This is a genomic window from Psychrobacter sp. NC44 (genome assembly GCF_904846655.1).
Classification (GTDB): Bacteria; Pseudomonadota; Gammaproteobacteria; order Pseudomonadales; family Moraxellaceae; genus Psychrobacter.
On sequence record NZ_CAJHBN010000018.1, the window covers coordinates 1 to 26,551 of the forward strand.

25 protein-coding genes and 1 pseudogene are annotated in these 26,551 nt (G+C 42.2%); 5 read left to right on the forward strand and 21 right to left on the reverse strand.

Features of this window, described 5'->3' with window-relative positions:
• A partial coding sequence (locus JMX95_RS11870; RefSeq protein WP_265089728.1) for an ESPR-type extended signal peptide-containing protein occupies positions 1-1,271 on the reverse strand: 1,271 nt, incomplete at its 3' end.
• Positions 1,272-1,726: 455 nt separating this feature from the next.
• Entirely contained in the window at positions 1,727-2,869 is a 1,143-nt protein-coding gene (locus JMX95_RS11875; protein WP_201560922.1) for a M14-type cytosolic carboxypeptidase, read from the reverse strand.
• A 207-nt stretch (positions 2,870-3,076) separates the two neighbouring features.
• Between JMX95_RS11875 and JMX95_RS11880 the strand changes: the two genes are divergently transcribed.
• Positions 3,077-3,712, forward strand: a complete 636-nt coding sequence (locus JMX95_RS11880; protein WP_201560935.1) for an IS1595 family transposase — start codon at positions 3,077-3,079, stop codon at positions 3,710-3,712.
• A 61-nt stretch (positions 3,713-3,773) separates the two neighbouring features.
• Here the strand turns inward: JMX95_RS11880 and JMX95_RS11885 are convergent, their stop codons facing one another.
• Both JMX95_RS11885 and JMX95_RS11890 read right to left on the reverse strand, forming a co-directional pair.
• Positions 3,774-4,349: a hypothetical protein gene (locus JMX95_RS11885; protein WP_201560923.1), complete on the reverse strand. Its 576-nt coding sequence runs from the start codon at positions 4,347-4,349 to the stop codon at positions 3,774-3,776.
• A 183-nt stretch (positions 4,350-4,532) separates the two neighbouring features.
• On the reverse strand, positions 4,533-5,477 hold the full coding sequence (locus tag JMX95_RS11890) for a D-Ala-D-Ala carboxypeptidase family metallohydrolase (RefSeq protein ID WP_201560924.1): 945 nt from the start codon (positions 5,475-5,477) through the stop codon (positions 4,533-4,535).
• A gap of 263 nt (positions 5,478-5,740) precedes the next feature.
• On the opposite strand from JMX95_RS11890, the gene rodA reads away from it, so the two are divergent.
• Both rodA and JMX95_RS13855 read left to right on the forward strand, forming a co-directional pair.
• A complete protein-coding gene (gene rodA, locus JMX95_RS11895; RefSeq protein WP_055124925.1) occupies positions 5,741-6,883 on the forward strand; it encodes a rod shape-determining protein RodA in 1,143 nt (380 codons plus the stop codon).
• A 1,193-nt stretch (positions 6,884-8,076) separates the two neighbouring features.
• A pseudogene (locus JMX95_RS13855) lies at positions 8,077-8,418 on the forward strand (septal ring lytic transglycosylase RlpA family protein); the annotation flags it as partial.
• 171 nt (positions 8,419-8,589) lie between these two features.
• On the opposite strand, the gene radA reads toward JMX95_RS13855, so the two are convergent.
• From radA to JMX95_RS11955, 11 genes are all read right to left on the reverse strand, one after another.
• Positions 8,590-10,029 (reverse strand): DNA repair protein RadA, encoded by a 1,440-nt coding sequence (radA, locus tag JMX95_RS11905; RefSeq protein ID WP_201560925.1) that lies wholly within the window; start codon positions 10,027-10,029, stop codon positions 8,590-8,592.
• 356 nt (positions 10,030-10,385) lie between these two features.
• Positions 10,386-11,165 carry an LPS export ABC transporter ATP-binding protein gene (lptB, locus tag JMX95_RS11910; RefSeq protein WP_055124926.1) on the reverse strand — a complete coding sequence of 260 codons (780 nt, stop codon included), beginning with the start codon at positions 11,163-11,165 and terminating at the stop codon, positions 10,386-10,388.
• A gap of 79 nt (positions 11,166-11,244) precedes the next feature.
• Entirely contained in the window at positions 11,245-11,727 is a 483-nt protein-coding gene (gene lptA / locus JMX95_RS11915) for a lipopolysaccharide transport periplasmic protein LptA (protein WP_087816076.1), read from the reverse strand.
• 186 nt (positions 11,728-11,913) lie between these two features.
• Positions 11,914-12,498 (reverse strand): LPS export ABC transporter periplasmic protein LptC, encoded by a 585-nt coding sequence (gene lptC / locus JMX95_RS11920; RefSeq protein ID WP_045446404.1) that lies wholly within the window; start codon positions 12,496-12,498, stop codon positions 11,914-11,916.
• Positions 12,495-13,061 carry a KdsC family phosphatase gene (locus JMX95_RS11925; protein ID WP_201560936.1) on the reverse strand — a complete coding sequence of 189 codons (567 nt, stop codon included), beginning with the start codon at positions 13,059-13,061 and terminating at the stop codon, positions 12,495-12,497. Before JMX95_RS11925 ends, lptC begins: the two co-directional genes overlap by 4 nt.
• A gap of 99 nt (positions 13,062-13,160) precedes the next feature.
• Positions 13,161-14,153 (reverse strand): KpsF/GutQ family sugar-phosphate isomerase, encoded by a 993-nt coding sequence (locus JMX95_RS11930; RefSeq protein WP_045452836.1) that lies wholly within the window; start codon positions 14,151-14,153, stop codon positions 13,161-13,163.
• A 214-nt stretch (positions 14,154-14,367) separates the two neighbouring features.
• Positions 14,368-14,901: an RNA chaperone Hfq gene (gene hfq, locus JMX95_RS11935; RefSeq protein ID WP_087815933.1), complete on the reverse strand. Its 534-nt coding sequence runs from the start codon at positions 14,899-14,901 to the stop codon at positions 14,368-14,370.
• Between the two features lie 471 nt (positions 14,902-15,372).
• A complete protein-coding gene (miaA, locus tag JMX95_RS11940) occupies positions 15,373-16,521 on the reverse strand; it encodes a tRNA (adenosine(37)-N6)-dimethylallyltransferase MiaA (protein WP_087815931.1) in 1,149 nt (382 codons plus the stop codon).
• A gap of 92 nt (positions 16,522-16,613) precedes the next feature.
• Entirely contained in the window at positions 16,614-18,494 is a 1,881-nt protein-coding gene (gene mutL, locus JMX95_RS11945) for a DNA mismatch repair endonuclease MutL (protein WP_227676060.1), read from the reverse strand.
• 90 nt (positions 18,495-18,584) lie between these two features.
• Positions 18,585-19,109 (reverse strand): tRNA (adenosine(37)-N6)-threonylcarbamoyltransferase complex ATPase subunit type 1 TsaE, encoded by a 525-nt coding sequence (tsaE, locus tag JMX95_RS11950; RefSeq protein ID WP_201560926.1) that lies wholly within the window; start codon positions 19,107-19,109, stop codon positions 18,585-18,587.
• A 4-nt stretch (positions 19,110-19,113) separates the two neighbouring features.
• On the reverse strand, positions 19,114-19,725 hold the full coding sequence (locus tag JMX95_RS11955; protein WP_201560927.1) for a 6-pyruvoyl trahydropterin synthase family protein: 612 nt from the start codon (positions 19,723-19,725) through the stop codon (positions 19,114-19,116).
• A 396-nt stretch (positions 19,726-20,121) separates the two neighbouring features.
• On the opposite strand from JMX95_RS11955, the gene JMX95_RS13775 reads away from it, so the two are divergent.
• The gene (locus JMX95_RS13775) at positions 20,122-20,244 is read left to right on the forward strand and encodes a hypothetical protein (RefSeq protein ID WP_020443648.1); all 123 of its coding nucleotides are present in this window, start codon (positions 20,122-20,124) and stop codon (positions 20,242-20,244) included.
• A gap of 41 nt (positions 20,245-20,285) precedes the next feature.
• Here the strand turns inward: JMX95_RS13775 and JMX95_RS11960 are convergent, their stop codons facing one another.
• From JMX95_RS11960 to JMX95_RS11975, 4 genes are all read right to left on the reverse strand, one after another.
• Entirely contained in the window at positions 20,286-20,618 is a 333-nt protein-coding gene (locus tag JMX95_RS11960; RefSeq protein ID WP_201560928.1) for a YnfA family protein, read from the reverse strand.
• 12 nt (positions 20,619-20,630) lie between these two features.
• Complete coding sequence (locus JMX95_RS11965; protein WP_201560929.1) at positions 20,631-21,437, reverse strand: PhzF family phenazine biosynthesis protein; 807 nt, start codon at positions 21,435-21,437, stop codon at positions 20,631-20,633.
• Between the two features lie 81 nt (positions 21,438-21,518).
• Entirely contained in the window at positions 21,519-21,848 is a 330-nt protein-coding gene (locus JMX95_RS11970) for a DHCW motif cupin fold protein (RefSeq protein WP_045446391.1), read from the reverse strand.
• A gap of 61 nt (positions 21,849-21,909) precedes the next feature.
• Entirely contained in the window at positions 21,910-22,371 is a 462-nt protein-coding gene (locus JMX95_RS11975; RefSeq protein ID WP_087815920.1) for a methyltransferase family protein, read from the reverse strand.
• 325 nt (positions 22,372-22,696) lie between these two features.
• Between JMX95_RS11975 and htpX the strand changes: the two genes are divergently transcribed.
• Complete coding sequence (gene htpX, locus JMX95_RS11980) at positions 22,697-23,611, forward strand: protease HtpX (protein ID WP_055124936.1); 915 nt, start codon at positions 22,697-22,699, stop codon at positions 23,609-23,611.
• A gap of 104 nt (positions 23,612-23,715) precedes the next feature.
• Here the strand turns inward: htpX and JMX95_RS11985 are convergent, their stop codons facing one another.
• On the reverse strand, positions 23,716-24,990 hold the full coding sequence (locus tag JMX95_RS11985) for a saccharopine dehydrogenase family protein (protein ID WP_055124939.1): 1,275 nt from the start codon (positions 24,988-24,990) through the stop codon (positions 23,716-23,718).
• A 285-nt stretch (positions 24,991-25,275) separates the two neighbouring features.
• Positions 25,276-26,514 (reverse strand): carboxynorspermidine decarboxylase, encoded by a 1,239-nt coding sequence (locus JMX95_RS11990; protein ID WP_201560930.1) that lies wholly within the window; start codon positions 26,512-26,514, stop codon positions 25,276-25,278.
• Positions 26,515-26,551 lie beyond the last annotated feature (37 nt).

The following is a 26,551-nucleotide window of genomic DNA, read 5'->3' on the forward strand; positions in this document are numbered from 1 at the left end:
GTCTCGGTTGCTTTTCCGTCGGTATAACCTTTTGATGCGGTTAAGGTTTCAGTTGCTTTTTCGTCGGTATAACCTTTCGATGCGGTTAAAGTCTCGGTTGCTTTTCCGTCGGTATAACCTTTTGATGCGGTTAAGGTTTCAGTTGCTTTTTCGTCGGTATAACCTTTGGAGGCGGTCAAAGTCTCGGTCGCTTTGCCATCGGTGTAACCTTTGGAGGCGGTCAAAGTCTCGGTCGCTTTGTCGTCGGTGTAACCTTTGGAGGCGGTCAAAGTCTCGGTCGCTTTGTCGTCGGTATATCGTTTATTTACCGCATCTGTATCATTTGTCGCATCTGCCACATTAGTGATACGTTTTTCGAAACCCTTGCTACCAACTGAAATTGTATCTCTTTCATTTGCAATGGAGAAACTACCGATGGCGGTTGCGCCTGTCGCGGTGGCTTGGCTATTACTGCCAAACACGCTGCTGTCTGTACCTGATGCGGTATTCTGATAACCAACTGCAACACTATAGTCACCCTCTGATGTATTTTCAAAACCGACGGCACTACTGTTCTCACCTGATGCTGTATTATTATAACCGACGGCGCTGCTATTTACATTCGAGGCGGTATTTTTATAGCCAATTGCACTGCTATTTATGTTCGATGCCGTGTTGTTATAACCAAATGCACTACTATAACCCTCTGAGGCGATATTATTAGATCCTATCGCACTGCTATTGATACGCGATGCGGTATTGTTATAACCAACAGCACTACTGTACTCAACTGAAGCTTCATTATTAGCGCCTAATGCACTACTATAATCACCTGATGCTGCATTAGTATAACCAACCGCACTGCTATAACTACCCGAGGACTTATTGAAAAACCCCACTGCATTGCTAGAGTTACCTGTTGCTTCATTTGCATAACCTAGCGCACTAGTCGCTTCATTTGAAGCTTTATTGTCAATACCTAAGGCACTACTATTAATACCGCCTGCTGCATTATTTATTCCACAGGCTAGTGCAATTGCACCTCTTGCCGTACTTCCTCCAGAAACAGGATCCGTTACGCATACCACGCCTGCCCACACTGTCGAACCACTGATCGCTGCGATACTGAAGGCAAGCCCTTTTAGGGTCAACATCTTATAGTCATTTGAGCGAGCTATTTGGGCGATAGTGCCAGTCGTGCCGCTAGTCTTACCAGCGCTCTTAGTATTTTCAGACACCACCACTATACAACCTAGTGATTGACTCCAAATCTTTTTAAATACTTTATTCATAGCTCGCTCCATAAGTCCAAAAACTACTCGTTGATAAAATCAAGGCTATCTATGCCACTTACTATGTCACTTACATTAACCATGCTCATAAATGACAACTGTCATTTATTAAAGCACAAAGCTAACATACCTGTATATTTACATTAAAGGATATTTAATCTTCAGGGCTGTCTTAGATAAGCAAAATAATCTGGGATAGTTTTATGGAGAAATAGCATTATGAGTAAGATTCGCCTACCCAAACGCTCACAGCACAGTTAGCATAACGATTGTTATATCGGTAAGAGTGAGCACGTCTGGTAGGGTTGCAAGTGCCGTTATGGCACTCGCAAGGTCTGGCAGCAGATCAACCTGATGGCGTATCTAAGGAAATTTGGATGGCATAGAGAGTGTTGAACAAGTAACCCTTAAGTGGATGGACTGATTTCATAACCCAAACAATCCACCTAAATGATTCACTCACGTAAATCATCCACGACTGCCAACATAGCCACTAATGAGGCTTCCCCTAATTTCATAGAGCGCTCTGGTGACCAACCCGTATCCGCATCGGGGACATTATTGTTATCTATAAATGGCATCTCCAAGGTATTGGCAAGGCAGTCAAAACGTTCGGCAACCCAGTGAGTGGCAAGCGTCATGTTCGCAGTACCCGGTGCATCTACGTCATAGCCTTCTTCCGTCTGAAAGTCGGCACTGGCGATCTTTAACACTTCTGAGAATCTATCGCGTAGACGTGCGAGGCGGTCGCTATAATTTGGCGTACCCTGCGAGCCAGCAAGGAACACAAAAGGTATTTCTTCATCACCGTGTACATCATAAAACAGGTCAACGCCCGTTTCTTCCATTTTATTAATGACATGAAAGACTTCTGGGCTGGTTTCCAAACTTGGATTTGACCAAGCACGGTTTAAATTAGTACCGACTGCGTTGGTGCGCAGATGACCGCGCACGCTACCATCAGGGTTCATATTAGGCACGATGTAGAAATTAGCTTTATCTAATAACAGTTTACCCGTGGCATTATCACCATCTAACAAGCTATGCAGTAGACCATCGACCAACCATTCAGCCATCGTTTCACCAGGATGCTGACGCGCCGTAATCCAAATATTGCGTTTAGGCGCATCGTTATTGCTAGCGCCATCACTAATTTTGACTAAGGTTAAATCGCGCTTATCAAGGGTTTCTCCCAAATGCTCTAACGTCACTAATGGATGCATTTGCACCGCTGCTAATAAATCTTGATGACGCTCATCACTGTAAGGGGCAAAAAAAGCAATTTGAATGGTTTCACATTCCAACTCTGCCGTTATGGTTAGTTTGCCGTCTTTATAAGAGGTTGGCAGACGAAACCAATAGTCGCGATCGTACGACGCTACCGCTTGGTAATTCTCCCACCCTGCAGGGAATGCTGCATCCTCTGCATTCATAATATTGAGCACATATTGCTCGCCAACTTGACCTGTCAGGCGAAAATTAAACCACTGAAAAAACTCGCCTCCAACGTCCGGACGAATAGCCAATTGGATATTTTTTTTATCTTCTAAATTAATAACCTCAATATTACCAGCATCGAAATTAGCAGTGATATGCATAAATTTTCCTTAATTATTTCTGGGACTGTAGTAGATAAGCACTATGCTAGACTACTTTTATGAAGATAACCCATTGTAAAATAAACGCCACTCTCAGCTTAAACGAAGCCCTGATTTTACTAGCCTAGATTTAGTTTCAAGAAAGCCACTGATTTATAATATATTTAAAATCAGTGACTTATGAAAATAAGTTGAGAGCGGCATAAAATAAGTAAAAAAGCACAGCGAAGGCTATTAGAGTTTTTTACGGCTGGAGTAACTGCTAGAACAGCCGCAGATTTGCTTAATATCCAGCCTAACACTGCGGCACTTTTTTATCATAAAATAAGACTTGTGATAGATTCTCATCTCTCATTGGAAGCCGATGAGATTTTTGATAGTGAAGTCAAATTAGATGAAAGTTACTTTGGCGGCGTACGCAAAGGCAACAGAGGTCGCGGGGCTGCTGGTAAAACAGCTGTATTTGGTATTCTAAAACGAAATTGTAAGGTTTATACCACTGTCGTAGCAGACACCAAACAGACGACTCTAATGTCTGTTATTAAGCGTAAAATCAAGCCTGACAGCTTTGTTTGTACTGATAGTTATCGAAGTTACAATTCGTTAGATGTGAGCGATTTTAAACATTTCAGAGTCAATCACTCTAAAGAGTTTACTTGCGGTAAAAACAATCACATCAATGGCATTGAGAACTTTTGGAATCAGTCTAAACGAATACTCAGAAAATATAATGGGATCGATAAGAAGAACTTCCATTTATTTTTAAAAGAGTGTGAGTTTAGATTCAACTATGGATCACCGTCTACTCAGCTTAAAACTCTGAGAATATGGTGTGATGTTTAATCCTTATCTACTACAGCCCCTAAAAGTCGATAGTGGGTTGTCCATGCAAAAAATAATGCTCTTAACCAGAAATAGTCACTGCCACGTCATACATGAAATTTTCAGGCTTATAAGTTGCACCATTATAGGTCAATCGAATCACGTGCTTGTCATAAGAGTCTACTTTATAATCACCATTGGCGAAGTCATGCAGCGCTGGCACTATCAGTAGCGCTTCAATTTGACTGTCGTTAATGCTAACCGAGATCTGCTGACCACTGCGTGGGTATAAAAAATAATCACAATGATTATTCACCATCACTTCTGCAGTACGCTCAACGACCTGACTGCCTATTTCTTCTTGTATGAGTTTTGGACAGATATCTGAGCGCTTTGAAGCCAGCCGAGCATAAGAGTTCTTAATATTATCTTCAATATCTTCAACGTCCTGTAAGTTTCTGTCAGGATCAGTAGCGGAATCTTCTGCCGTTAGAGAGCCTTGTTCAGAAAACGTTTCTGGGCTACAAGCACTGACCAATAAAAGAGAGAGCAAAACTGAACCAAACAAAGCCATATACGTGTTATTTGATTGTAAAAACGCTTTTTTTGGCTTATCAGACTTATGTGTGTTCACCATCGTTGAATACCGCTTCTTCATAAATCCTACTTACAATAGACGCTATGTGATTTCATAAACTAAATGATCATTAACCATAGTTTTTTAATGCTAAACTATTCATCATTTAGCGCTGCCTTTCATCAGTATTATTATAGCGCTTTTAATCTAACTTAATTCGCTCTGGCTTATATTTATTTGATTTTTTAATAGATCATAGATGACTTAATAGCGGCACGAAGATGAGCTGCTGGCATGATTAAAGCCCCATTTACGATAACCATCGGTGTCTATATGTATCGCACCCGTAGCATATAGGCCTAAACCGAAATTGTGAGATTGACCCTGATATTGCCAAAACTGGCACAAGCCATCTTGCATCGTACTGAGCCGCCATAAGTTATCTTCATACTCTGGCACCCAGATGTCAATAGCACTGGCATTCATATGCTTGCTACTGTCGGCTCCACCTGCACAGTCATTAAGGCCAGGACTGCGATATACCGAGCGTATTTCACTACTGATAGGTAGAATTCCTTGATGCTTCAATTCGCCGTACAAACGTAATGTCGGGACGATATTTGCCCATAACTCTTGCGGTGGCAGCTGATAAGGCTCATAACCACATTTGCTCCAGCTTCGCGCTGTTGTGAGCAATTGCGACATAGGCGGTACATTGTGTACCCCTACCCGCGAATTTAGGTAGCGTTGAAAATCTGCCACTTGCCTAGCACGGTAGCTATTGCTATTCAACCACGCGTTAAAATCCATACTAATAGAATCAGTATAAGTACTATTGTAAGTATTGTTCGCAGTGCTGTAGCTGTTATTACTGTAAGTTGTATTATAAGCAGGTGCGCGCCGATTGACATTCATGCGCTTATTTTCTTCAATAGACAGACTGTCATCGAACTCAAAATCACGCTGCTTTTGAGCAATCAATCCTTGCATGCTATCGCCACTCAGCATGGTAACGCCAGAATTATAGCTTGTAGTATTCGTCGAAGGTCTGATGTGAGCGTTACTACTACTACCCTGACGTACTTGGATACGGCGCTCACTATTGTCGCTGATAATAGCGGCATGAACAGAGATGCTACTGGCACAGATGAGTAGTGCAAGCATAGGCTTGTGAATCTGCCTATAAGGATATTTTTTTGTATTGGTCATTGCAACAAGCTACCGCTAAAAACGTTTTATCGATACTATCAAATTTTCAGCAAGCAAGCTAAACTATCGCCTCTAATCAGAGGCGTGTTATTGGTAATTAACACTTATCCTTATAATTTTTATAATTATGTGACTTTATTTCTTATGTGTTACTTTATCTACGATATTTTACTTGCATAGATATAGATATGGTGCGATTGCCTTTAAATGTTGATCTGATTTGAAAATTCCCTCTTACCTCAATTGCCAGACACACTTTGCCTATGTCTTCTAATCCGCAATACCGTTTTTCACGTCAGAGCCATCATTTAGGCCAAGGCCATGCACCATCGTTATGGCAGCGTATACATATCGATCCATGGTTGACCCTTCTCTTATTGACGGTTTGCTGCATTGGTTTGACAATTTTATATAGTGCGGCCGGTCAAGATGTCGGTATGGTATTACGTCAAATGGTCAGCTATGGTGTGGCCTTTACGGTTATGTTTATCATGGCACAGATACCGCCTAGCCTTTATCGCACTTTTACACCTATCTTTTATGTAATGGGATTAATTTTATTGGTATTGGTCGATATCATCGGTGAAGTACGTATGGGTGCTCAGCGCTGGATTAATTTACCAGGGTTTGGCAGTGTGCAACCCTCAGAATTTATGAAACTTGGGATGCCAATGATGTGTGCTTGGTTTTTATCCAAGCGTGATCTACCGCCCTCTCTATCTAGCATCGTCATTACCTTAGCCTTAATCATCGTCCCTGTATTATTAATTGCAAAAGAGCCTGATCTTGGGACGTCGCTATTGGTGGCAGCCAGTGGTATCTTTGTGCTTTTTTTGGCAGGGTTGTCTTGGCGATTGATTTCAGCTGCCGCCATATTAGCGATACCGCTTATTGCGATTGCTTGGAATTTTCTATTACATGATTATCAGCGTACCCGTGTCTTAACACTGCTCAATCCTGAAGCCGATGTACAAGGGGCTGGGTGGAATATCATTCAGTCAAAAACCGCCATCGGTGCGGGTGGACTCACTGGTAAGGGCTATTTAGAAGGCACGCAGTCGCATTTACATTTTTTACCAGAAGGTCATACTGATTTTATTATCGCGGCTTTTTCAGAAGAGTTTGGCTTGTTGGGTGTGATTTTATTAATGTTCATTTATTCCTGTTTGCTCCTGCGCGCCTTATACATCGCTTTCACCCATCCTGATGTATACAGTAGATTACTAGCGGGTGCAATTGCCATGTCTTTCTTTGTTTATGTGTTCGTTAATGTGGGTATGGTTGGTGGTATTTTACCCGTCGTTGGCGTTCCTCTGCCCTTCATTAGCTATGGCGGTACTGCAATCGTCACTTTGATGGCAGGATTTGGACTACTTATGTCCATTCACACTCATAAGCCCAGTTGACGCACAGTTACCAGTGATTCTCTAATGAACATTCAAACTTTATCTTAATGCTATTCATGTTAAAAATCAAAAGACACAGGCTATATAAAAGTTGTAAGGCGGATGAATCAGCCAATTAAAGCCTTTATCTAAATCATTGTTACATGCAAAATGGTTGAAAATAAATATAAATCAACAACAAATTAAGGGTTTTTAACAAATTTTATTGTTTCATCATTTTATGGCAAGTCCTATAACTTGCCATAAAGACCCTCCTATCTACTTTTGATAATAAATACAAGCCATTGATTTAATTGAAATGATTAAAAACACCCTTATATTTCCTCTCATTAAAACACTTCGTTGCCAATTGGTACTGATAGATTTTAATCCTTGTTTTTTACAAATAATTGCGTTAACCTCGTTTTACTGTACTGTGATACATAACCCGTACATAGCTACTAATAAACTTTGCATTTAATTATATTTTGGTTGTAGCTCGTACGTATAGTTAGCGAATTGTAGATTCCAAGCTTTCAAATACACTACTTAATTAACGGTTTAATAACAAAGACACACGCAATGCCTTCTAAAACCTTTATTAATTTAGCAATGTTAGAAAGTTTGTAAATAGCACATATAGCGGACTCGGTACTCAACCTTTGTATTCGGATTGGGTATTCTACTAATATCGTTAGCTGTCATTTGAGCGTTTCATAAGTATCTTTGGGCGTATTATCCTGACCCGCTTATGATAATAAAATGAAAAATTACCATACCTTAAAATCTATAAAAGCCACGTTTAGTATCAATAATTATATGAAAAAAATATTGATGATGCGGCTTTAGAGTTTGTGACGCTGTTAGATTGGTCTAACATTGCCACGCTCAGTCTAGAACTATTAGAGTTAGATTTTAAAGTATAAGTTATAGAGGTATCTATGAATAAGCGTTTATCTGGTTTACTTACCATGTCAGCAGTATTGTTTGCTGGCTCCGCAGTTGCTACTAATGCAAATGCTGTAGAAGCCAAAACCTCTCTTGCGATGATTTCACAAGATAACGCCTCCCATATCGATCGTGTACTTGGTGAGCTTAGCCGTCAACATGATGGCGCATCAAGTTTGGTGAAGTCAGCACGCCAACCAACCTCGTTGGCACTTAGCAGCTCACTGTTAGCCAGTGACACCTCTCAACTGACTAATGATGAAGATGTATTAGAGCGTCTGACAGCCGTAGCCTCTAACTCGGTCAGTAAATTTAAGCAAACAGGCCTAGCCTCTTGGTATGGTCGTAAATTCCATGGTCGTAAAACAGCCAGTGGTGAAACATTCGATATGAATGGTTTGACAGCGGCGCATCGTTCACTGCCATTGAATTGCTATGTTAAAGTCACCAATAAGACCAACGGTAAAAGCGTCGTGGTAAAAGTGAATGATCGTGGTCCATTCCATGGTAACCGCGTGCTAGATTTGTCTTATGGTGCTGCCAAAAAACTCGGTATTACGGGTAAAGGTGTGGGTAATGTTGCTATTGAGCGCGTTTCAGGACCATAATTCTAAAAAAACAGTCTATTTGTATTAGAGCATAAAAAGCGCCTAACACATCAGTGTTAGGCGCTTTTTTATAGTTTCAGTTTATTGTATCCATTAGGCTACAAATAAAGCTGTAGCGCTTAGCAATAACTTATAAAACAAGGTGTAATCAAAATGATTAACCCTTACACCTTACAGTTCAAATGCACTCTCAATGGCATCATCGAGACGTTCAACGGCAATCACATTGATGCCTTTAAATTGAGGAGCATCCTTAGCAGGCGCATTGGCTTTTGGGATAATGGCATACTTAAATCCATGTTTCATCGCTTCCTTTAAACGTTCTTGACCGTTTGGTACAGGACGGATTTCACCCGACAATCCCACTTCACCAAATACAGCCAATGACGATGGCAAGGCTTTTTCTTTAATACTTGAGGCACAAGCCAACAATACTGCCAAGTCAGACCCAGTCTCTATAACCTTGACACCACCGACGACGTTGACATACACATCTTGTCCGCTAGTATGAATACCGCCGTGTCGATGCATGACGGCCAGCAGCATGGACAGACGCTGAAAATCCAATCCTAATGCCATTCGTCTAGGTGAGCCTTGCGAATCATCCACTAATGCTTGCACCTCCACCAACAAGGGTCGTGTGCCTTCGCGGCTGACCATGACGACAGATCCAGCAACGGGTTTGTCATAGCGACTTAAAAATATCGCTGATGGATTGGCGACCTCTTTCAGTCCCATATCTGTCATACCAAAAATACCTAATTCGTTGACGGCACCGAAGCGGTTTTTGACGGCACGAATCATCCGAAAACGTGAGTCTGATTGACCTTCAAAATATAAGACCGTATCAACCATGTGTTCAAGAACGCGCGGCCCTGCGAGCGTGCCTTCCTTGGTTACATGACCCACTAAAAATAGCGCGGTGCCAGTCTGTTTGGCGTAGCGAGTCAAGATGGCCGCAGACTCTCGAATTTGACTGACGCCGCCAGGTGCAGAATTGATTGCATCCGTATAAATGGTTTGAATAGAGTCAATAATAGCGATGGCGGGTTGCTCTTGAGTCAAGGCGGCACAAATAGTCTCTACATTGGTTTCGGCCAGTACGCGTAATCTATCGGCCGGTAAATCTAAGCGCCTAGCGCGCATAGCAACCTGTGCCAATGATTCTTCACCAGTCACATACAAGGCGCTACCTGCCAACGAGTCGGCACGTGCCATATTAGTCGCAGTTTGCAGCAAAATCGTCGATTTACCGATACCAGGATCACCGCCGATTAAAACGACTGAACCAGCAACCAATCCTCCACCAAGTACACGATCAAACTCACTAATACCAGTTGGTAAGCGTGTGTCTAGCGTCACGCTCACAGCATTAAGCGGCATGACCGCACTATGCGTACCCGAATAATTTCCTGATGGTGCACCACCTAATTCACGAGAGGCTGATCGATTTGCTGCTGGTTTAGAAACGTTTTTATTGTGATGGGGCATGCTCACATTTGGTGCTTCGACCAAGCTGTTCCATTCACCGCAATCGGTACATTGCCCTGCCCACTTGCCAAAATGCGCGCCGCAATGCTGACAGACATAACTGCTCTTATTTTTTGCCATAACGTATGAACCTTATTCAAGTGTCCAATCAAGATTAATTGATAAAATATCGTGACGCTCTAATAAGCGTTAATTTGAGAATGATTTTTGAGATAAATTAGCCATCAGTACGATGGACTAGATCTTATAGAAGAGGTGATGCTAAATGTGATGAATAGCTAGATATAGGAAAAGTAGCAAGCGCTGTCTTGAGAACTTAATGGAAATTATAAGTCTAACAGACAGCGTAAATAGTAGCGCGAAAAACACGTTGAGATATTAAGGTTGTATTGAACATTTAAAAATACGCAGAGCTAATCGATGCGCATTTAGCAAAAATGTATTCGAGACAAGTACAATATTCAACACATCCTCGTTTATACGTGAAAGTCTTTACCCAGATAAACGGCTTTCACCAATTCATTTTCTAACACTTCACTAGAAGTACCTTCAGCGATAATAGCACCTTCTGAGACGATATAAGCTTTCTCACAAATAGCCAAGGTATCGCGAACGTTATGATCAGTAATCAAAACACCAATACCACGATTTTTGAGGGTCAAAATAACGTCTTTGATATCACCAACAGAGATAGGATCCACGCCTGCAAATGGCTCATCTAATAAAATGAACTTTGGGTCAGCCGCCAATGCACGGGCAATTTCACAGCGACGACGCTCACCACCTGATACGCTCATACCTAATGATTTTCGTACATGCTCTAGATGGAATTCACCGATTAGTTTTTCCAGCTCTTGCTTTTGCTCGCTTTTACTCAATTCTTTGCGAGTTTCTAAAATAGCCAAGATGTTGTCTTCGATAGACAATTTTCGAAAAATAGACGCCTCTTGTGGTAAGTAACCAATTCCTGCCCGTGCACGCTCATGCATGGCATATTTAGACAGATCCATTTTTCCTAAAGTGACACGGCCTTTGTCCATATTGACCAACCCTACCACCATATAAAAGCTGGTTGTCTTCCCTGCACCATTTGGACCTAATAAACCAACGACCTGCCCTTGTTCTACGGAGAAAGAGACATCTTTCACAACCCAGCGCTTACCATAGCGTTTGCCTAGATTTTGCATTGATAGTCGCGTCGCAGGTGCTGCGTTATTGTTGGTTGCTAAAGGGTTTGTATTTTTATTATCACTCATAACTTACTCATACGGTTGCGGAATTCAAGCACTAATACACTAAGGGATGTTGATACAGTTACATTAACCATTCAGCTTTTTAGCGGATGCTACTTTGGCTACCATTACTACTGGGCGGAAACACCAACTCTACGCGCTGATTACCGCCAGCAGTTGCTTCAACATCACCAGCTTTTAGGCTATAACGAATGACATTACCCGCAAAACTGGCGCCATTTTGAACCAACTTAGCATTACCCGTCAAAGTAACAATACCCGTGACCGCATTATAATCAATCTTATTGGCTTGACCTTTCGCCAGCCCTTTTTCTTGTGTGACTACCTGTTGCATGGTTGCAGGGCGTCCAGTCGCTACTGCTGAATTAATACTGCGACCCTGTGATAGGTTAACCGTAATGTTATCAGCGGTCATTTTAAACGTACCTTGAGTGATAATGACACTACCCGAGTAGCTGGTAACGCCTGTACGCTCACTATAGGTCGCTTTATCAGCCAATAGTTTGATTTCTTGATTGGCATCTGATGGCAGCGCATGACTGTAAAGTGGCAGTGCCAGCAGCATAACCGTTGGCAGCACATGTAATTGACGCAAGCGGCACGCTGTTAGATTGAAGCGTGCTAATGATGAGCGCAAAGTAGGCAAAAATTTAGATGTCATAAAAATCACTCGTTTTATAATGGGTAGTAGGATTTGCAAACTTTATGCTAGCTGCTATTTTTATTACATAGTCAATAAGAGTTACTGCGATCAAAACAATGCTTTATCTTGGCGTTCAGCTGGAGTAAAAGCGACGGCAACTTGACCAAACTCATATTCACCGGTCTCAAGGTTGGCGGTCATGCTAGAAGCTTCAAACCGATTCATGCCTTGTTCAATCTTAACAGGCGCGTCACTATATACTTGCCCTGATTTGGTATTGCCTTTAAGGATACTACCTGTCACCTTTATCGGTTCAATATCTGGCGCGTCTTTATTGCCTTCACTGACCAGTGAAAAGCCCCCTGACAAGCTGAGTTCACCCGTTTGCTGACTGATAGCAGCACTACCCGCTTCAATACGATAACGCTGCTCTGCCGATGGCTCCCAATTCATAGTGATGCCTGACATCTCGTCTAAATTGGTCTCTGGATTGTGCGTCAATGTTTTGGCAGTCAGCTCATACTCAGTTTCGCCTTTCTCATTAGTCTGTACCGCTTTGATATCTGTTGCTTCATAATCAACATCGGTTGCTTCCATGCTAACTGGCGGCGCTATCTCTCCTTGCTGTTGAAAAAACCAACCTGCAATACCAGCGATAATCAAGGCAAGAACTATTAAAACACGAGTATTCACGACAAATTATCCTGAGTTTTTGCTGCATCAAGCGTATAATACGCGATGAAGTCTTGATAGTGTCCATGACCTTTCAAAATGAGGTCACATACTTCACGTACAGCGCCAGTGCCACCTGATCGGGTGGTGACCATGTCACTGCGATTGATGACTTCAGCATGCGCATTGGGTACTGTTGCAGCAAATCCAACGGTCTGCATCGCTTTAATGTCTGGTAAATCATCGCCCATGTAAGCGCAATCAGCAGCCGTGATATTGAGCGCTGGATCAAGTATGGTTAGTAGCTCATTTAAAGCAACCAGCTTATCATCACGACCTTGCACCACATAATTAACGCCCATTTCCGTGGCGCGCTTATCTACCATGGCACTGCTACGACCTGTAATAATAGCCGTCAAAATGCCATAACGTGCTAACGACTTAACGCCTACGCCATCATGGACAGAAAAGGCCTTGGTCTCGATACCATTGGCATCATAGATAATTTGACCGTTTGATAAAATACCATCGACATCCATTATCAACAGCTTTACTTGTCCGGCTTTTTTGATTAAGTCTTGCATCATATCCCTCTTTCTTAAGGCTATTTTTTACATTTTATTGTTATAAATCGATACTGTGCGAATCTATACTGTATAAACCGATATCTTTATTAATGCTATTTATTTTACACCGGCTTGTAGCAAATCATGTACCGTAATAATTGCTTCTAAACGATCTTGGTCGTCAATAATTAGCAACTGGCTAATACCATTTTCATTCATCACACTGAGCGCATCTGATGCGCGCATGGTCTTACTAATGCGCCGTGGATTACTAACCATTACTTCAGCCATCGGCGTTTGCAAATCGATGCCTTTTTCTAGACCACGGCGTAGGTCACCATCTGTAAATACCCCAACCACCTTATCATTATCATCGGTCACCACCGTCATTCCTAAGCGCCCAGCAGACATAGTAAAAAGCGCTTCTTGCAGTGGCGCTTGCTGATGAATAAGCGGCAAATCTTCTGACTTAGTATGCATTAAATCTTCAACTCGCGTTAGCAGCTGACGACCTAATGCGCCTGCTGGATGCGATAATGCGAAATCCTCTGAGGTAAAGTTGCGCGCATGGACTAAGGCAACGGCCAATGCATCGCCAAGCGCTAAGGTCGCCGTGGTACTGGAAGTAGGAGCAAGATTAAGTGGACAAGCCTCTTGCGATTTACCGAGCGTCAATACAATATTCGCGGCACGAGGCAACATACCGCGCTTATCACGGCTAATACTAATCAGTGGAATATTTAGGTGTTTGACCACTGGCAGCAGCATCTTAATCTCATCGGACTCACCAGAGTTAGAGATAGCAAGCAGTACATCACCTTTTACCAACATGCCTAAATCGCCATGCCCAGCTTCACCAGGATGCATAAAAAAGGCTGGCGTGCCAGTAGAGGCAAACGTCGCCGCTATTTTACGCCCAATCAATCCTGACTTACCCATACCAGTGACCACGACTCGACCCTTACAAGCTAAAATAATATCGCATGCTTGTGCAAACCTATCGTCTATCTGCTCTGTTAGCAAAGCCAATGCCGATATCTCAGTGTTAATCGCTTCGATAGCCTTACTAATAAACTGCTCATGGGTTAGATTGATTTGGGTATTACTCATGGATTCGCTCTATTTTATAATGAATCAATACTGTATTTTACTATACTATGCCCAATATTAATAATAATCTACGAAACCAATCGCTAACAACTCGGCACGTCATTTTAGACCATTATTATACGTTTATTTATACAAAAAAAACCCACTATAAAAGCAGGTTTTGATCGGATAAATCACGTATTAGTAATGCACCTTCGATAATGAATCTTGCTCTCTAACCATTGTTATCATTAGATCCATCATTTGGCTTTTCCTCAAAACCCGTATTATCTGCTGGGTTTTCGAAGCCACGGTCTTGACCAAAACCGCCACGTTCAAAGCCACGCTCCTGACTCTGACCAAAGCTACCACGCTCAAAACCACGATCTTGACCTTGGCTAAAACCGCCACGATTAAAACCACTGCGATTAGACGCAAAACCGCGCTCTTCAAAGCCACCTGTGCTAGCAGGATTACTACCGCGTTCAAATCCGCCGCCTTGATAACCTGCTGGAGCAGCGCTTTGCGGTTGAGTACTTGTACCTGTCGTTGTCGTACTGCTACGTGGATTACGTGCCGGCACGACGGTTGAGATAGCGTGTTTGTATACCATTTGACTGACAGTGTTTTTGAGCAATACCACGTACTGATCAAATGATTCAATCTGACCTTGCAGCTTGATACCATTGACCAAGAAAATAGAGACAGGAATACGATCTTTGCGCAGCGAGTTCAAAAACGGATCTTGTAAAGTTTGTCCTTTTGACATGAGAGCTCTCCTAAATATTATTAATTATGTTTTAGTGCCAATTATTTTAAGTGTTCATTTAATTATAATGGCTAACGGCAGATACAATAATAAATTTTCTTTATAAAACGTATCTAAATAAACGCTACTTGTTCTTAAGTGATTCCACTTTATCGCGAATACATTATTATTGTAAATAATTAAGTAACTAGTTGTTTCAGTAGTTATTTTTATCAACAAACGTCAATTAATATTGATTGAAAACACAGTTAGGCTAATATTACACCTACTATTTTGATGAATTTAAATTATAACAGCTATCTACGATATATTTTGATACTAATTGTCATTACTTTCTAATAGTTGCATAGAGCTTTTTGCAATACTATATTTTTAGTACACCATATTGTATTTATAAGGTATTAACTCATACCATATTTTGAGGCGATAGTGATTTTGCTATAACTGATAGCTTTAGTATCATTGATAGATTTAATATAAATAGTCTCTTGCCTGCGCCATGGTAGTGAATGCTTTTACCACCATATTGCGGTCTATAGAATAGCCTTCCTCACTAGAGGTATCGGCTGCTATCGCCCCATCCATGGACTTACTAGGCAATTGCATGACTTTGCGTAACCATGTGTACTGACGTTTTGCCAATTGTCTTGTCGCATATAATGCCTTATTTTGCATTTGCTGACAAGCAAGTGCCTGGGTCGCATCATCAGATAAGCTTGATTGAGCTGAAGACTGCAGCACTTCAAAAGCACTGTAAAATTGCGCTTTGTCTAGATGAGGCTGTTCAAATACTGGGTGATCGATATGTACTAGGTATTCTAGTACTTGGCGATAACCAACGCAGCGCATGGATGGTAGATTTGGCGTTAAAGGATAGCGCTCCAGCAGACCAATGACCTCAGTCACCAACCCGTCATTCCACATGATATCTAAACGTTGCTCGATACGTGTATGCAACCATGGACGATCAGGCATGACTGTCAATGCATGCCATTGCTGATTGGGATTATTTGCCAATGCCTGCTTGGGCTTGCGCTGCCAGTCACTTATAGGAATGTCAGTTTGCAGATAAACTTCAACTGCTCGGGTGATGCGCTGAGTATCAGTCGCATTAAGGCGCTCATGGCTGATCGGATCTATCTCACCCAAATAGTCGTAAAGCGCACTAATGCCTTTATCTTGCCGCCACTGCTCCACACGTGCGCGAACACTATCATCACTGTCAGGTACTGGAGATAGCCCGTCTAGCAGTGCCATGTAATACATCATAGTACCGCCAACCAGCAACGGTATTTTGCCATTCTCGTGACAGCTATCAATCAAACGGGCAACGTCATTCACAAATTCGGCGACGCTATAGCTCTGCATAGGATCGATAATATCAACCAAATGATGTGGATAACGCGCCAACTCAATAGCGGTTGGTTTTGCCGTACCGATATTCATATCACGATAAATCAGCGCTGAATCTACTGAAATTAGCTCATAACGCCCTGTATCATATAACTCATAAGCCAGTGCAGTCTTGCCACTTGCTGTCGGCGCCATCAAACACACCACGCTATTATCTGCTAAATTGGCGTTTAGGCGATAAGATGAGCTGTCAGATGAAAGTTGCATAGGCTTGCCTTTATTAATGATATTAGTAGCAATAAATAACTTTGAGCAGTGTCATTGCTAAAATTTGCTTATTATATTTTTTGTCGTTATAGCTATCTTGACTCAGGCGCAGATAATAGCATCAATGTTGCTAATTGATTACCATCTATCGCTTTAATCGCATGCTGAGTCAGTAACGCGTCGATATCCGCCAAGAACACCATCAAGTCTTGCTTTGACATTTGCATGCTCACGGCAGCAAGTTGCTGATTAATGTCATTTGCACTGTGCAGCCATTGATCTTTTTTATATGCCCTATTGCTAAGTAAACTTGACTCAAATAACGAACGCATTTTTGATTGCCAATTCTCTGCACCGAGCAATACACATTGGCTTTGATGATAAAACAATAGCCAAGGCAGTGCTTTATTCTCACTATATGTCGTGCCAACAGATTCGGTTAATGCCTCATTTAAATGAGTAACAACGTCTAGGCAATAAGGCAAAGATGTCGAATGTATTGCGACATCGTTAGCGATACCTCTGGTGTTTTGACTTGTTTTCTCAGAAACACTTGGTACGTTTAAGGTTTGAGGCGAATACCTATTTTCTGACAACTGATAGGGTTGTTTGGGCGCTTTTACCTGCTGGCTTTTGCTTGAATAAATGGTCGTTGATGTGTTTGGCATTGCAGTAGCGAATGCGTTATCGATAGACAAATTACTATCTACTATCTGACTATTACCTAGTATTTGAATAGCATTAGCAGAACTGATCGTCTCTGTAGTCACTACTGTCTTAAGTTTTGTCCGAATCGCATGGCTTACATGCGCCATAATATTATTGAGCGGACTTATTTTAATACGCTGTTTAGATGGATGCACATTGATATTGAGCCACTGAGTGGGCAAATCAAAATAAAGCGCATAGCCAGTTCCTACCAACTGAGCAGTTTGGGCAAGTTGGCGTAGCTGATTGCTTATCAATGCTTCTTTTACCAGTCTGCCATTCACATAGATTAATTTTGGTAAGGTATCCTGCGAATCAGTGATAGGCCATAACCAACCATTAACGCTTGCTTGATCGCCAAAGCCATTATTAACATATTCTCTGGATGGCTGCATTAAACTGGTGAGGTCTATCGCTATCTCTAACGCCTTTTTGGTTAACGACAACCCAGTCGCTTGCTCAAGACGTGCCAATGGCAAAGGATTGACATTATTATTGCCATTAGCATTTGTAGAAACGGTATTTAAAGACTTTGAATTTGAAAGCCTTGTAGTTGAAGACACCGTACTTAAAGACATCGTACTTAAAGACATCGTACTTAAAGACATCGTACTTAAAGACATCGCACTTGAAGAAAGTGACAATCGTTTTTTATTATCATGAAACAGCGTCAGTGCCACATCTGCTCGCGCCAAAGCCACTTCGCGCACAATCGTTTCGATATGACCGAACTCCGTCGCAATAGATTTCAAATTGCCACGGCGTGCTGGTACGTTAAAATATAAATCTTTAACCGTAATGGTGGTACCACGATGATGCACAACTGGCATGAGCTTTGGCGCATCATCTAACACACCTGCGACTTGCAACTGGCGACCGATGCCACTGTCATCATGGCTACTGGTTAAAGTCAGCCGAGATACTGCCGCCGTCGCTGCTAGTGCTTCCCCGCGAAAACCCAACGTCGTAATACCGTGTAAGTTAGCGACATCCGCGACTTTACTGGTTGCATGACGGGTAATTGCCATGACCATATCATCGGGATGAATACCCACGCCATTGTCGACCACTTCAATCATACCCATGCCGCCTTGAGTAATATGTATCTCAATATTGGTCGCACCAGCGTCAATGGCATTTTCTAGCAGCTCTTTGACTACAGCTGCTGGGCGTGTCACTACCTCACCCGCTGCCAATTGATTGATGAGCAGCGGCGATAGTTTTTTGATGCGAGTATAAGAATGATTGTCTGGCATTTTCGGCATTAAGAGGTATCGTTGTTTTACGTGATGATAAGTAGTACTGGCAGATATTGATGACTTATATTAAGGTCTGTTGAACATTCAAATGTATAATTAAATCTTAACAGAGGATAAATCCAAGCCTTGCGCTTGTCCAGCCTTCGATAGCCGCAGCTCGACTTGACGAGACTCATTATCCTTATCAGTGCTAGTAGCTTGCGTCATATCGATAAACAAGGTCGGCGGTGGTAAATAGCTGTCCGCACGGCTTGCCCATTCGATGATAACCAACGCGTTTGGCTCATCCAGATATTCATCAAAACCGATAAAAGACAGCTCTTCTGGGTCTTGCAAACGATACAAATCCGCGTGGTAAACTGGCTTGACTGAGCCGTCTGTTTGCTCGATGCTATAAGGCTCGACCAAGGTATAAGTCGGGCTTTTGACGGCACCTGTATGCCCGAGCGCCTGCAACCAATAGCGAGTCAGAGTCGTTTTACCTGCCCCTAAATCACCTGCCAACCAGACACTACCTGTCAAGGGTAAAGCTGCCAATTGCGCAGCCAAACGTTGAGTATCAGCTTCTGTATACAGTGTCAGCGTCTTAGCGTTTTTGTCCTCTGTTGTACTATTAGGCATCGGGCTAACCTGCCTGCACTTGCGTCTGTACCTGCATCGTCACCGTTGGGTTGATAAAGCTTTCACCGCGGATTAACTTGGCATATAGCTCAGGGTCGTGCCACTCGGCACTGACTTGATCGCTAAACTCAAACGCTTCTAGATGAAGCTTACCCATTTGCTCATTCGCCACATCATCAGCAAAGCACTGCGCGTAACCGGTAGCGGTTTCGTGTGCAATCACCGAATAAACGCTGACATCAGATTCACCGTTTTGCATTTGGGTTTGTTTTAAAATTTCTTGCGCCCAAAAGAATATCACGCGTGAAAACTGCTCTGCCGATGGCGATACTGGCAAGCTTATCCAGCGCGCACTGAATTTTTTACAGGCAGCGACATACTCAGGGTCGTCTTTATTCCAAAAACAAATCGCGTGATCAAAGCTATCGATAATGTCCTTGATAGACGATTTTAATAAGCCAAAATCATAGACCATTTGCCCATGATCCAAGCGCTTAGCCTCAAGAATCAGCTCAATCTGATAACTATGACCATGGATAGAGTGTTTGCAGCGCTCAGAGCTACAATTACGCACAATATGTGCATTTTCAAATTTAAAAAGTTTACGGATACGCATAACAATCAACCAAAACAGTAAGCATTTTTATGCTAAATATGAATATTATAAAAGTTTGCCGCGACGACTTATCGGCTTGTGGCTTATTATAGCAAATCGTGATGACTCCGTAAGTAAGCACTTATTAATAGCTGTATTGACTAAATAAATCCATGGTATCGAAAATCTACTTATAAAATTCATTTATCAGACAAATTTTTAGAAGGAGCATTAAACAAGGGATGAATACAGGATTGACTCGAATCGTAGGTGAATTGTGCTAGCGCTATCTATTGCCACACCTTAAGCATATACTCATTGCAGTACGCACTATTTGCGTCATCAGCATTAATCTAACCTTCAAGCTATTTACACCGGCTTAAAAGGTATTACGGCTTATCTCAAGAGGAAAAAACCATGAGTAAAGGTCAAGACAGTAAAAAGAACGTAAAAAAGAAACCGCTATTAACGGCAAAAGAGAAAAAAGCTGCCAAACAATCTAAGAAAGACGACAACGGCAGTATCTTAGGTAAACATTAATATTTAGTGCATCATTTTTTATGCTAGGTGCGGTCTTTATGCTAAGCACTGCGCGGTGCAAACATGATAATTGCCATGCCTAATAACGCAACCGCAGAGCCTACTATATCCCACGTGGTCGGCCTGATACCGTTCACCGTCCACAACCATAAAATCGCCATCGAAATATACACGCCGCCATAAGCCGCATAAACTCTACCAGCTGCGGTAGGATGTAAAGACAACAGCCAAACGAAAGCGACCAAACTTAGTACGCCAGGGACAAGCAGCCAAATAGACTTACCTTCTCGCAGCCATAGATAAGGCAAATAGCAGCCCGCTATCTCTGCTAATGCGGTCAGTGCGAACAGTCCAACGGTTTTTAATTCAGTCAAAACCATCTACTCCTAAACGGTGATAAATCCTGTCATATACTGAACGGCATTGCCAGAAATCATTACTCTGTCACCTGCGACGACACAGTCTAGAACCCCGCCGCGACGTGATGCTTGATACGCAACCAATTCATTTTTACCCAAACGCTCCGCCCATAATGGAGCTAAAGCAGTATGAGCTGAACCCGTCACTGGGTCTTCATCGCCACCATTGGCTGGCCAAAAATAACGTGAAATAAAATCATAGTTTTTGTAGTCAGCAGACTTAGCCTGACAAGTCACCACCACATCTAAAGGCGCAAGCTGTTTTAGCTGCTCGTTATCACGCGCTACTGTTAATACGTCGGACTCAGCATTATAAATCACAAAATAGGCTTGAGTATTTTTATAGACTTCAACGGGTGCAATAGATAGTCCTGTAAGCAAGCTATCAGGGATATTGTCAACTTTCTCAGGCTTAGTATTAGGAAAATCCATTTGTATCTTGCCATCGTCTGTTTGCACAATGGTCAATACACCAACCGCTTTGGCTGAAAATTTAATGGTTTCTATACTAGGATTTTTGTTAAATAACACAAAGGCTGACGCCAAGGTTGCATGACCGCAAAAAGCAATCTCAGTCAATGGTGAAAACCAGCGGATATGATAAATGCCTTTATCATCAAGAACCATAAAAGCTGTCTCGGATAAGTTGTTTTCAAAAGCAATAGACTGCATTAAATTATCAGAAAGCCAATCTTCTGTAATAACGACTGCCGCTGAATTGCCTTTAAAAACGGTATCCGTAAAAGCATCGATGACATTTATTTCTAGTTGCATTTTATGTTCTCGCTTTATTTTTATAGATCTATAGTTTTATAGCTTTATAGCTTTATGAATTTTATGGTGTTACTGGCAATATCAATCAACAATAAATAGCTTAGCGCCTATCTTCGTTGACGAACGATGTGCAATCGTATTGTCCGCCACTTGATAAGTCATGCCCGCTGTTAAGGTAAAAGTACGACCATCTTTTAGTTCGGTGTTCAGCTCGCCCTCAACACAGAATAAAATATGTCCTTTATCGCACCAGTGATCGGCAAGGTAGCCTGCGGAGTACTCAACCATATGCACATTGATATTGTTAAATTCGCAAGTCTTCCAATACCCCGTGCCCGTTTCACCTCTGTTTTCTACCGCTTCTACTGTCGTCCAATCGGTAATAGCAAAAGGTATATTTTTCATTTCCATAACGTCATCTCCCTGATTTTATTGTTCATTTATTTATCATCAAATCTTTACTTATTACACCTTAAATCCAGCGCCGCACTTTATTTAGATAATCCTGATAAGTTTTGCCAAATTTCTGTGCCATCATCCGCTCTTCTGGCTGGATTTGAAAGTGCGTCATATAAAGTATAAAAATAGGCAATAATACAAACGCCAGAAGGTGAGACAAATAGAACGCCCAGCCTAATAATATAAGCACCAAGCCCACATACATCGGATTGCGGCTATACTGATATATACCACTGGTCACTAAACTAGAGACCTGCTCTAACGCTTGCGGATTGGGTGTGGTCTGAGCTATTCTAAATTGAGTCACACCCATGATACCTAAGCTCAGACCCACCACACCCAAAGCCACTGCCAGTACAGTTGAGCCGTTGAGTGAGAACGTCAAAGCAGGAACCATTTTAGAGACGCCATACATAGCAGCGGCGGTAATAATCACTTGGGCGACTGGAGGGACTTTAAGTGCTAGAGCGTTCATGATTAGACCTCATAGAGCGTTAAATGAAAAACCTTAACAGTGAGTGCTCATTATACCTGCTCACTATTTTCGTTTTAATTTTTACTTTTAGCCCTTAACTATTTAAACCGTCAAAAAATAATTGTTTTCACCTTTTAGATGTCGCTATCCTTTATTTTTATTCTTTGCTCGCTAACCATATCACTGTATTTATACGGTTAACTGGGATTGTTATTTATCAAAATAACGCCATTTATGTAAAGTAAAAACATATATAAAAATATAATACCTCATAGAGTATTATGTCTTAAAGTTGTATTTAAATTTAAATGAGGAAACTGGCATCATGATGCGTATCGGATTGTTCTTATTAACCAACTTAGCGGTGATTGTGGTATTTAGCATCGTGTTTGGTATTTTATCCAGATTTTTTGGAATTGGTGGCGTACATGGTGCGGGCGGGTTAAATTACACCAGTCTTGCCATTATGTGCGGCGTATACGGCATGGTTGGTTCGATGGTATCACTATTTATCTCGAAGTGGATGGCCAAAAGATCAACGGGAACGGTGGTTATTGAAACGCCAAGCAATGCCACTGAAAAATGGCTTGTAGATACGGTCGCCAGACAAGCGCGAGCGGTAAATATTGGCATGCCAGAAGTGGGGATTTTTAATAATTCTCAGCCAAACGCGTTTGCCACAGGCTGGAATAAAAACAAAGCATTAGTCGCTGTTTCATCTGGCTTATTGCAAAGCATGACACCCGATGAAGTAGAAGCGGTATTGGCGCATGAAATTGGTCACGTAGCAAACGGTGATATGGTCACCCTTGCGCTCATCCAAGGAGTGGTAAACGCCTTTGTGATGTTCTTTGCGCGTATTATTGGTAGCTTCGTCGATCGGACGGTGTTTAAAAATACCAGTGATAGTCCAGGTATTGGTTACTTTATCACGAGTATTGTGATGGATATTTTGCTTGGATTTTTGGCGTCTGCTATCGTTATGTGGTTCTCGCGTCTACGCGAATTCCGTGCGGATCAGATGGGTGCAAAACTTGCCAGCAAAGACAAAATGATTAGTGCGCTTGATGCCTTGCGTCCTTCTGAGCAGCGTCCAGATCAAATGCCTGAGAGCATGAAAGCATTTGCTATTTCATCAGGACAATCTACGGGCTTTAGTATCGCAAACCTTTTCCGCTCACATCCAACGCTTGATGACCGTATTGCGGCGTTGAGAAATTATAACCCTAGTGAGGGGTAATGACAGGATCAGCTCCCCTACCTGCTCGTAAAATTAACGTAAAAACCCAGACATAAAAAAAGCCTATCTATAAAAGATAGGCTTTTCTAAATCAAACTCGTTATTTAAATATCAAACGCTAATGCTCTGTCGCCTTCGCTATCTTTGATACGCGTTGGCAAACCAATCTTATTCAATAGATTGATAAATGGCTTGGCATCCAGCTCTTCGACGTTAACCATCTTGCCAGCATCCCACTCACCAGTTGCGACCAGAATCGCCGCAGCGACGGGTGGTACGCCTGCGGTATAAGAAATACCTTGGCTACCAACCTCATTATAAGCGTCTTTATGATCTGAGATATTATAAATAAATACCTCGCTATCAACGCCGTTGATTTTGCCTTTGACCTTGTCACCGATGCAGGTCTTGCCTGTATAATTCGGCGCAAGAGAGCTTGGGTCTGGTAGAACCGCTTTCACTACTTTTAATGGGATAACTTCTTGCCCTTCAGCAGTCATCACTGGCTGCTCAGAGAGTAGACCCAAACTTTGTAGCACAGTGAATACATTAATATAATGCTCACCAAAGCCCATCCAAAAACGGATATTTGGTACGTCTAAATTGGCGGATAACGAATGCACTTCATCATGGCCACTTAAGTAACTGTTTTGCACGCCAACCACTGGTAAATCGTCAGTACGCTTCACTTCGAACATTTTATTAGACTGCCACTTGCTGTCCTGCCAAGAGTAAACCGTACCAGTAAATTCACGGAAGTTAATCTCAGGATCGAAGTTAGTAGCGAAGTATTTACCGTGGCTGCCAGCATTGATATCAATGATATCGATATCCGTCACCGAACCTGCATCCATCATGTCATAGCCAAGACGCGCATAGGCGTTGACCATACCGGGGTCAAATCCTGCCCCTAAAATCGCCGTGACATTATTGTCCGCACAGCGCTGTTTGCGCTGCCATTCGTAATTGTCATACCATGGCGGCGTCTCGCAAATCTTGCGTGGATCTTCGTGAATGGCGGTATCGATATAAGCAACACCTGTCTCGATACAAGCTTCCAATACCGTCATATTGATAAATGCCGAACCGACATTGATGACGATTTGGATACCCGACTCTTGAATCAGCTGTATCAGCGCCTGAGTATCCATAGCATCCACTTGGTGCGTATGCAATACCGCAGGCTGCTTGAAGCTATTCTTATCTTTCACGCTTTGGGCGATGGCATCACATTTATCTTGCGTGCGCGAGGCAATATGAATCTCGCCAAGGATATCGTTATGCATCGCACATTTATGCGCGACCACTTGAGCGACACCGCCGGCTCCGATGATGAGTACGTCTTTTTTGCTAGATTTGGCTTGTTGGTTTGTGTTCAATGAACAATCCTCCTTTGTGTCTCTGTCGATACCATCGATAGTGGCGAGTCAAAACAGAAACGAGTGAATGATATGCGTGAATTAAAAAGGAAGACCGAGGAAAACCCACGCACCCGTCGGGCAAAGCACCATTTGATTGTTGGCTTTTGCCCGTGGCGATTATAACAATTTTCATGAAGACATCGGTAAAAATAATGTATAAAAAACAGACGAGTTAAAGTCATCTAAAAACGAACTTAAGTCTTTGTTTTCTAAAATTTAAATCAATTAATCGACACAACTAAATTAAGACAAGCTGGCTTTGTAATCTTGATAATCAAATTCGCGCTGCACATCTATACTGCCATCTAGACGACGAATCACAATCGCCGGCATATTAACACCATTGAACCAGTTCTTTTTCACCATGGTATAACCTGCGGCATTACCAAAGGTTACGGTATCACCTATTGTTAGGTTATTTGGCAAGGCATACTCACCAAAGATATCGCCTGCCAAACAAGAACGACCATAAATAATCGTATTATCAGCTGACTTAGCGCTCTCGCTGATGGGTGCGATATTGGTAGGGTCGATATCAAGAGAGGCAATATTCATTAAATCACTATTCACAGCCGCTATCGGCGCTGACTCACGGTAAATTAACAAATCAAGCATGTGCGCTTCAATGGATGAATCTACTACAGCGAGATTTTTTTCATTATGCATAGTATCTAAGACGGTCGTGACCAATGACCCAGCACCATGAATACTGGCCTCACCCGGCTCCAAATAAACTTGTACATCATATTTTTCACTAAAGCCTTTTAACCTGTCAGCCAGTTTTTCTAGTGGATAATCAGGCGCGATAAAATGAATACCGCCGCCCAAGCTCACCCACTCAAGCTGCGCTAAAACATCGCCAAATCTGTCTTCGATATCGGCCAAGCTGGCACTAAAGGCTTCAAAGCTGTCATTTTCACAGTTGTTATGAATCATTACCCCACTAATATCATCAAGTACTGCTGCAATCTTGTTTTTATCATGTTCGCCCAAACGACTAAAAGGACGCGCAGGATCAGCGATGATAAACGATGAATTACTGGTCTTTGGGTTTAAGCGCAGTCCCACTGGTATATTTTTTGCCGCCGCTTGACCTTTAAAAGCATTTAACTGTGAGATAGAGTTAAAGATAATTTTATCAGCATAGCTCAATACTTCATCGATCTCATCAGCACTATAGGCGACGCTGTAAGCATGAGTTTCTTTTTTATTATCACTGTCTTTACCTTTACCAAAGGTCTCGTAGCCAAGTCTAACTTCATTGAGTGACGATGAGGTTGTGCCGTGCAAATAAGGCTGCATCACATCAAACACGCCCCAAGTGGCAAAGCATTTGAGCGCCAATAATGCTTTAGCGCCTGATAGCTCGCACAGCCGTGAGATAATCTGCATATTGGCAACGATTGCCGCTTCATCGAGCAAATAATAAGGCGTGGGCAGTAGAGATGATTGGGTGGTGTTTAGCGAAGTTTTTGCATTCATAAGAGGTTACCTAATAGCTGCTGTTGGCATCATGACA

Excerpts from the sequence above, each read along its gene's own strand:
- JMX95_RS11875 (WP_201560922.1), bottom strand. The coding sequence starts at position 2,869 with ATGCATATCACTGCTAATTTCGATGCTGGTAATATTGAGGTTATTAAT.
- JMX95_RS11885 (WP_201560923.1), bottom strand. The coding sequence starts at position 4,349 with ATGAAGAAGCGGTATTCAACGATGGTGAACACACATAAGTCTGATAAG.
- JMX95_RS11890 (WP_201560924.1), bottom strand. The coding sequence starts at position 5,477 with ATGACCAATACAAAAAAATATCCTTATAGGCAGATTCACAAGCCTATG.
- rodA (WP_055124925.1), top strand. The coding sequence starts at position 5,741 with ATGTCTTCTAATCCGCAATACCGTTTTTCACGTCAGAGCCATCATTTA.
- radA (WP_201560925.1), bottom strand. The coding sequence starts at position 10,029 with ATGGCAAAAAATAAGAGCAGTTATGTCTGTCAGCATTGCGGCGCGCAT.
- lptB (WP_055124926.1), bottom strand. The coding sequence starts at position 11,165 with ATGAGTGATAATAAAAATACAAACCCTTTAGCAACCAACAATAACGCA.
- lptA (WP_087816076.1), bottom strand. The coding sequence starts at position 11,727 with ATGCTGCTGGCACTGCCACTTTACAGTCATGCGCTGCCATCAGATGCC.
- JMX95_RS11925 (WP_201560936.1), bottom strand. The coding sequence starts at position 13,061 with ATGCAAGACTTAATCAAAAAAGCCGGACAAGTAAAGCTGTTGATAATG.
- JMX95_RS11930 (WP_045452836.1), bottom strand. The coding sequence starts at position 14,153 with ATGAGTAATACCCAAATCAATCTAACCCATGAGCAGTTTATTAGTAAG.
- hfq (WP_087815933.1), bottom strand. The coding sequence starts at position 14,901 with ATGTCAAAAGGACAAACTTTACAAGATCCGTTTTTGAACTCGCTGCGC.
- miaA (WP_087815931.1), bottom strand. The coding sequence starts at position 16,521 with ATGCAACTTTCATCTGACAGCTCATCTTATCGCCTAAACGCCAATTTA.
- mutL (WP_227676060.1), bottom strand. The coding sequence starts at position 18,494 with ATGCCGAAAATGCCAGACAATCATTCTTATACTCGCATCAAAAAACTA.
- tsaE (WP_201560926.1), bottom strand. The coding sequence starts at position 19,109 with ATGCCTAATAGTACAACAGAGGACAAAAACGCTAAGACGCTGACACTG.
- JMX95_RS11955 (WP_201560927.1), bottom strand. The coding sequence starts at position 19,725 with ATGCGTATCCGTAAACTTTTTAAATTTGAAAATGCACATATTGTGCGT.
- JMX95_RS13775 (WP_020443648.1), top strand. The coding sequence starts at position 20,122 with ATGAGTAAAGGTCAAGACAGTAAAAAGAACGTAAAAAAGAAACCGCTA.
- JMX95_RS11965 (WP_201560929.1), bottom strand. The coding sequence starts at position 21,437 with ATGCAACTAGAAATAAATGTCATCGATGCTTTTACGGATACCGTTTTT.
- JMX95_RS11970 (WP_045446391.1), bottom strand. The coding sequence starts at position 21,848 with ATGGAAATGAAAAATATACCTTTTGCTATTACCGATTGGACGACAGTA.
- JMX95_RS11975 (WP_087815920.1), bottom strand. The coding sequence starts at position 22,371 with ATGAACGCTCTAGCACTTAAAGTCCCTCCAGTCGCCCAAGTGATTATT.
- htpX (WP_055124936.1), top strand. The coding sequence starts at position 22,697 with ATGATGCGTATCGGATTGTTCTTATTAACCAACTTAGCGGTGATTGTG.
- JMX95_RS11990 (WP_201560930.1), bottom strand. The coding sequence starts at position 26,514 with ATGAATGCAAAAACTTCGCTAAACACCACCCAATCATCTCTACTGCCC.